We start from the raw sequence: 4,970 nt of genomic DNA, 5'->3' as shown, positions 1-4,970 counted from the left end.
CGAAGCGCCGGGGAGCGGGGCGCCAACCGAATCTGTTACCTTAACTGTAATGGCTGCCTGCTTTTCTGCTTCGCGCAGCAATTCCTCAAAGGGCTTTACAGTAATAGCATTTGTAACTGTGATGGTTTTGCTGGCAACAGTGTATTTGAGCGGCTGGTTTTTAAAGATTTTCTCCAGGAATTCAGGCAGGGGCATATCCCTCACTGAAATGGTGACAGGGCGGGCGTTTTCCAGGATCGATTCCGTGTACAGGAAAAAGTACCCTGTTTGCTTTTTGATTTCAGTAAATACCTGTTCAATAGGAACATTTCGGGAGGAATAGGTAATGTTTTGTGCAAAGCCCTTTGCACCTGCATGAAACACAAAAGCAATCAAGAGAACTGAAGTGAGTTTCATCACTAAAAGAGTTTTGGTTAGGACCCGGTGCCTCCCCCAGGCCGACCGGTAATCATAAGCAGTTTTTTGCATAAATTGCATTGGTTTTGGTTGTGAAGGAGTAAACTATTATAACTACATACGGAACAACCTGAACTGTACGCCGTCACGTGGTCAAGACGTGGCGGTTTTTTATTCAGGCTTCCACTTACGAAAGCGATTAATCATTTTTTACAATAAAGGCTCCAGATGTCAGGAACCTGAAACGGTCAATGTCCTTCCTTCTAAATTGGTATTGATCCCAAAGGCAGTCAGAAAGCGGATCACATCCGCCAGTCTCACATTTCTATCCATCTGTCCTTTGAAAACGATGCGCGGGATCTGCCCTTTGTAAGTAACTGAAATATCATACCAGCGTTCAAGCTGTCTCATCATAACAGGCAGATCGGCATTGTTGAAATCAAAATAGCCATTCTTCCAGGCCATTGTGCGGCTTGTATCCACCTTGTCAATGACGCGGAGTTTTTCATCCGGATAAACTTCCGCCTGCTGACCAGGCCGCAGTATTTCAGGCCTTTTGATGTTAGCTGAACCTACTTGCACACTTCCCTCGAGCAGGGTCACTTTTATATTACTTTCATTGTCATATGCATTCACATTGAAATGCGTTCCCAATACCCGTACCTGCATATCACCTTTCTTCACCATGAAAGGCATCTTACCTTTCTTGTTTGCCACCTCAAAATATGCCTCTCCTGTAATCTCTACCACCCTTTCCCCGCCAACGAAAGCAGTAGGATAAGTAATTGAAGAAGCTGCATTCAACCATACCGTACTGCCATCGGCCAGCACCAGGTTGACTACTTTACTGCCACGGGGATTGCTCAGCGTGTTATAAACCACTTCCCCACCAGTACCTTCGTAAGCAATTTTTCCATCAGCCAGCTTTATCAATTGTGAATTTCCCTGTTGTAGCAACTGACCGTTGGAAATACTGTCCAGCATAATCCTTCTGCCATCAGCCAAAGTCACATATGCATTGGTGGTGGCAGGCGCGGCCACATCACGTGGATCTGAAACTTTACTGTCAGCAACCGCTGGAACTGCTTTCTTATCGGCCGGAATATAAAAAACAGCAATGCCCCCCAGTATTATAATTACCGCGGCGGCGGCATAGCGCCACCACCTGTTTATCCTGCGCAGAGCGGGTGTTTCCGGTGGCGGTGCAACAATCCGTTCAATCACGGGCCTCCATTTCTCCACATCGGCAAATGCATCCGGAACGGCCTCCTGCATGGATTTTTCAAAATAGGCCAGCAAGGCTTCCTTCTCGGATTCTTTGCCTATTAATACAAACAACTCGTTCAGCTCCGCTTCGGAAGCTTTATCGCTTTCATACTGTTCGAACAGGTATCTTAACCGGGTATAATCCATGGCAAAAGCTAACCTTTATGTAATCAAAACGGTTTTGGAAAGAATATGGACTATCGTCCTAAAAAAAAATTATAACGTGGTGTAGAAAGTTATCAGGGCAAGCGAGGAAATTCCATTTTCCATTAGGTACCCACGGATAAATTTACCGGCGCTTATGAGTTGATTTCTAACCGTATTGGCAGAAAGCCCCAGTTGGGCGGCAATCTCATCATAGCTCATTCCTTTCTGCCTCATGGTATAGATCAGTTTTCGTTGTTGTGGTAACTGGTAAACAGCCTGATCAATGATCTTTTGCGTTTCCCGCAAATCTACAGTGCTCTGGGTGGAAGCTTCAACAGCACCGGCTTTGCTGTACTGAAACCGGTTCAGGATATTGTGTTCCATTGCCAGTTTCCTGAAATGGTCAAGTATTAAATTGGCAGCTATTTTATAAATGTACCCTTCCCGGTTCTCGATCCCGGCGAGCCGCTCCCGGTTTACCCATAATTTAAGAAAGGTATCCTGCATGATTTCTTCAGCAGCGGCGGGCTCCTTTGTTTTTTTCAGTAACCAGGGGTATAAGCGGCGGCTATAAAAATGAAAAACCCTCGTGAATGCGGTTTCATCACCCAGTGAAAGCTGGCTGAACAACTCCCGTTCATTATGTAATACCTCGATTTCCACGGCAGGGAGGAAAAGAGTTTAACGTGTAGTGAATAATAGAAATGATCTTGAGCAGGATAGGTTGTAACTGACATACTAAGATAGAAATAATATTATCCAGAGCAACTTTTCTTATTTACTCAACAACTGCATTAGTTTCTTTCAGGCTATTATCCAGCCATTTCTCATACCAGTCGAAGAATCCAAGCTTTCCCTCATTTCCCAACTCTATGGAAGGATAGATCCCACCATCATTCGTTCTGTCATCCGTCCACACTTCCCCCTTCGCTTCTCCATTCACTACCAGTGTGATCCTGGTCCCGCAGCCATAATCACTGATCTCAATTCTGCCGTAATCATTTTCCGGCGCACTTATCAGGTCATATTTCTTATCACAAAGCGCTTCCTCCAGCTCTACATTGCCGGATTCCACCGCAGCTTCGATCTGCTCATACAATTCAGTTAATTCATCTGTCACATTCCAGGGCTCGGTGTACGGGAAGGATTTGCTGAGATCATAAAAAGTATGCGCAGCAGCTTCGCTGTCATCATAGAAAAGGATATGCCCGGTTTCAATCGGGAGCAATCCGTAGAAAGGCCCGGCACCGCCATTACCAACTTCTGTAAGAAATTGAAAGTACTGCTCAGGCAGTTCAACGCCATTGGCTTTTTCAAACTGACGCAGTTTTTCGGTCAGCAGCGGAGGATACAACTCGTATTTATGGGTATCAGCTCCAAACAGGGTGAGGTCCTTGTCGGATTCCCTGAGTAAGGCCAGCTTTTTCCTGATGCGATCGATCTGATTCATTGTAACTTGGTTTCCTGTTATTCCAACCGGGATGCTTTCCCTCAAAAGATAGACCGTAATTTAATACGTTTCACACTGCCCAGAAAAGATTTGTGCGGACATTGAAAAATGCCCCTCCCACCGCTACATTTGCGTACTATGGAATACTCAAAAACATATACAGTAAAAGACGAACATATTGATGTGCAGCATATCGTAGACGGGCTTTATTATCCCTTTTACATGGAGTGGTGCCGTCATGATTTTGTGCGGGAGGTACTGGGCTTCGACTTTGAGGAAGAGGCACACAAAGGGAATAATATGGTGCTTTCACGGTATACCCTGCAGTTTGTGCGTTCCCTGAAAAAAGGAGATACCTTTCAGGTTACCTGCAGTCCGATGCGGGACAAATCCAATAAGGCGGTTCTGCATTTCAGGCAGACCATCATGCTCAATAATAAAGTAGTTACAAAAGCAGTTTTTTCCGGCACCTGCGTGAAGGCAGGCGGAGGCAGGCCTTTCCTTCCTGAAGGATTGCTGGCTAAACTGGCGGATGCACCGGAATGGGATGGTGAACTGTAAAAACACTCAATAACGCAACTTACTCAAAAAGGCGGATCGCTTCCGGCTGCTGACATCGATAGCCTGCCCGTCCGTCATTTCAACATAGCCTCCTTTCCCGTAGTGATACTTCTTTACATGATCCAGATTGATCAGGTAGGAATCATGCACCCGGCAGAACTGGTGTGCCGGTAACAACTCCTCAAACTCTTTGAGGTTCCCGGTAACCAGTTGCTGACTGCCATTGAGGAAGGTGAACCTTGTGTATGCCCTTTCAGCTGTGCAGTAGAGAATATCTTTGACAGGAAAGAATAAGAGCCCTTCACGCGTCCGCAGGGCGATCCTGGAGCTTGCATTCTTTTCTTTGATCTGATCAAGGAATACTGCCAGCCTTTCATTCATGTCTTTATCCAGCAGCCTGGCCTTTGCCTTGTTCACGGCAGTGCGTAGCTCATCCATATCCACCGGTTTGAGCAGGTAATCGAGTGCGCTGTATTTAAATGCCCTCATTGCGTAGTTATCGAATGCTGTTACAAAGATGATCTCGAAATTCACCGGCATGAGCTGGTCCAGCAGATCGAAAGCATTTTCTCTCGGCATCTGAATATCCAGGAACACGATCTTCGGCGGATTGTTCCGGATCATTTCCAACGCTTCCTGGGCGTTACCTGCCTTGCCTGTTATTGTCAATTCCGGGCAATAACGGTTGATCATTTTCTCCAGGCCGTCGAGGTTCAGCGGTTCATCGTCTACAAGTATGCAATTAATATTGTTCATAGGCTAAACAATTATTGAGTAACTGGAAACTTCACTATGATGCGTGTGCCGGCCACTTCTCCGGCACTATCGGTTACATTTTCCACTTCCACAGCAATCTGCTGGCGCTGCTGCATATTCAGCACACTGATCCTCTCATTGGTGAGCTGCATGCCGCGCGACTGATATTCGATATGTTGTGATGATTTACGTGATTGTACATTTTCCATCCCGGGCCCATTATCAGTGACCGTGCACCAGAGCCAGTTCTGTACAATAGAAAAACGGATCTGCACTTCGCCCCCTTCCTTCTCCCGGTTCTGGATGCCATGGCGGATGGCGTTTTCCACAAATGGCTGCAATACCATACCCGGAATAAAGGTTGTGGAAATGTTCACTTCAGGTTCCGCTTTTA

At 46.1% G+C, this 4,970-nt stretch carries 7 protein-coding genes; 1 reads left to right on the top strand and 6 read right to left on the bottom strand.

Features of this window, described 5'->3' with window-relative positions; all coding sequences use genetic code 11:
* The 4 genes from ACTHMC_RS10835 to ACTHMC_RS10820 all read right to left on the bottom strand — a co-directional run.
* A partial coding sequence (locus tag ACTHMC_RS10835; RefSeq protein WP_440413134.1) for an STN domain-containing protein occupies positions 1-396 on the bottom strand: 396 nt, incomplete at its 3' end.
* A 231-nt stretch (positions 397-627) separates the two neighbouring features.
* The gene (locus ACTHMC_RS10830; protein ID WP_440413133.1) at positions 628-1,809 is read right to left on the bottom strand and encodes a FecR family protein; all 1,182 of its coding nucleotides are present in this window, start codon (positions 1,807-1,809) and stop codon (positions 628-630) included.
* 69 nt (positions 1,810-1,878) lie between these two features.
* Positions 1,879-2,472 carry an RNA polymerase sigma factor gene (locus tag ACTHMC_RS10825; RefSeq protein WP_440413132.1) on the bottom strand — a complete coding sequence of 198 codons (594 nt, stop codon included), beginning with the start codon at positions 2,470-2,472 and terminating at the stop codon, positions 1,879-1,881.
* Between the two features lie 115 nt (positions 2,473-2,587).
* A complete protein-coding gene (locus tag ACTHMC_RS10820; RefSeq protein ID WP_440413131.1) occupies positions 2,588-3,259 on the bottom strand; it encodes an SMI1/KNR4 family protein in 672 nt (223 codons plus the stop codon).
* Positions 3,260-3,397: 138 nt separating this feature from the next.
* On the opposite strand from ACTHMC_RS10820, the gene ACTHMC_RS10815 reads away from it, so the two are divergent.
* On the top strand, positions 3,398-3,820 hold the full coding sequence (locus tag ACTHMC_RS10815; RefSeq protein ID WP_440413130.1) for an acyl-CoA thioesterase: 423 nt from the start codon (positions 3,398-3,400) through the stop codon (positions 3,818-3,820).
* A gap of 6 nt (positions 3,821-3,826) precedes the next feature.
* On the opposite strand, the gene ACTHMC_RS10810 is transcribed toward ACTHMC_RS10815, so the two are convergent.
* The gene (locus ACTHMC_RS10810) at positions 3,827-4,576 is read right to left on the bottom strand and encodes a LytR/AlgR family response regulator transcription factor (RefSeq protein ID WP_440413129.1); all 750 of its coding nucleotides are present in this window, start codon (positions 4,574-4,576) and stop codon (positions 3,827-3,829) included.
* Between the two features lie 11 nt (positions 4,577-4,587).
* Positions 4,588-4,970, bottom strand: a 383-nt coding sequence (locus ACTHMC_RS10805; RefSeq protein ID WP_440413128.1) for an ATP-binding protein, incomplete at its 5' end; no start/stop codon positions are given.

The sequence above is a fragment of the Pseudobacter sp. genome, from assembly GCF_051955275.1.
GTDB lineage: Bacteria > Bacteroidota > Bacteroidia > Chitinophagales > Chitinophagaceae > Pseudobacter.
This window is presented reverse-complemented; position numbering and strand designations above follow the sequence as displayed.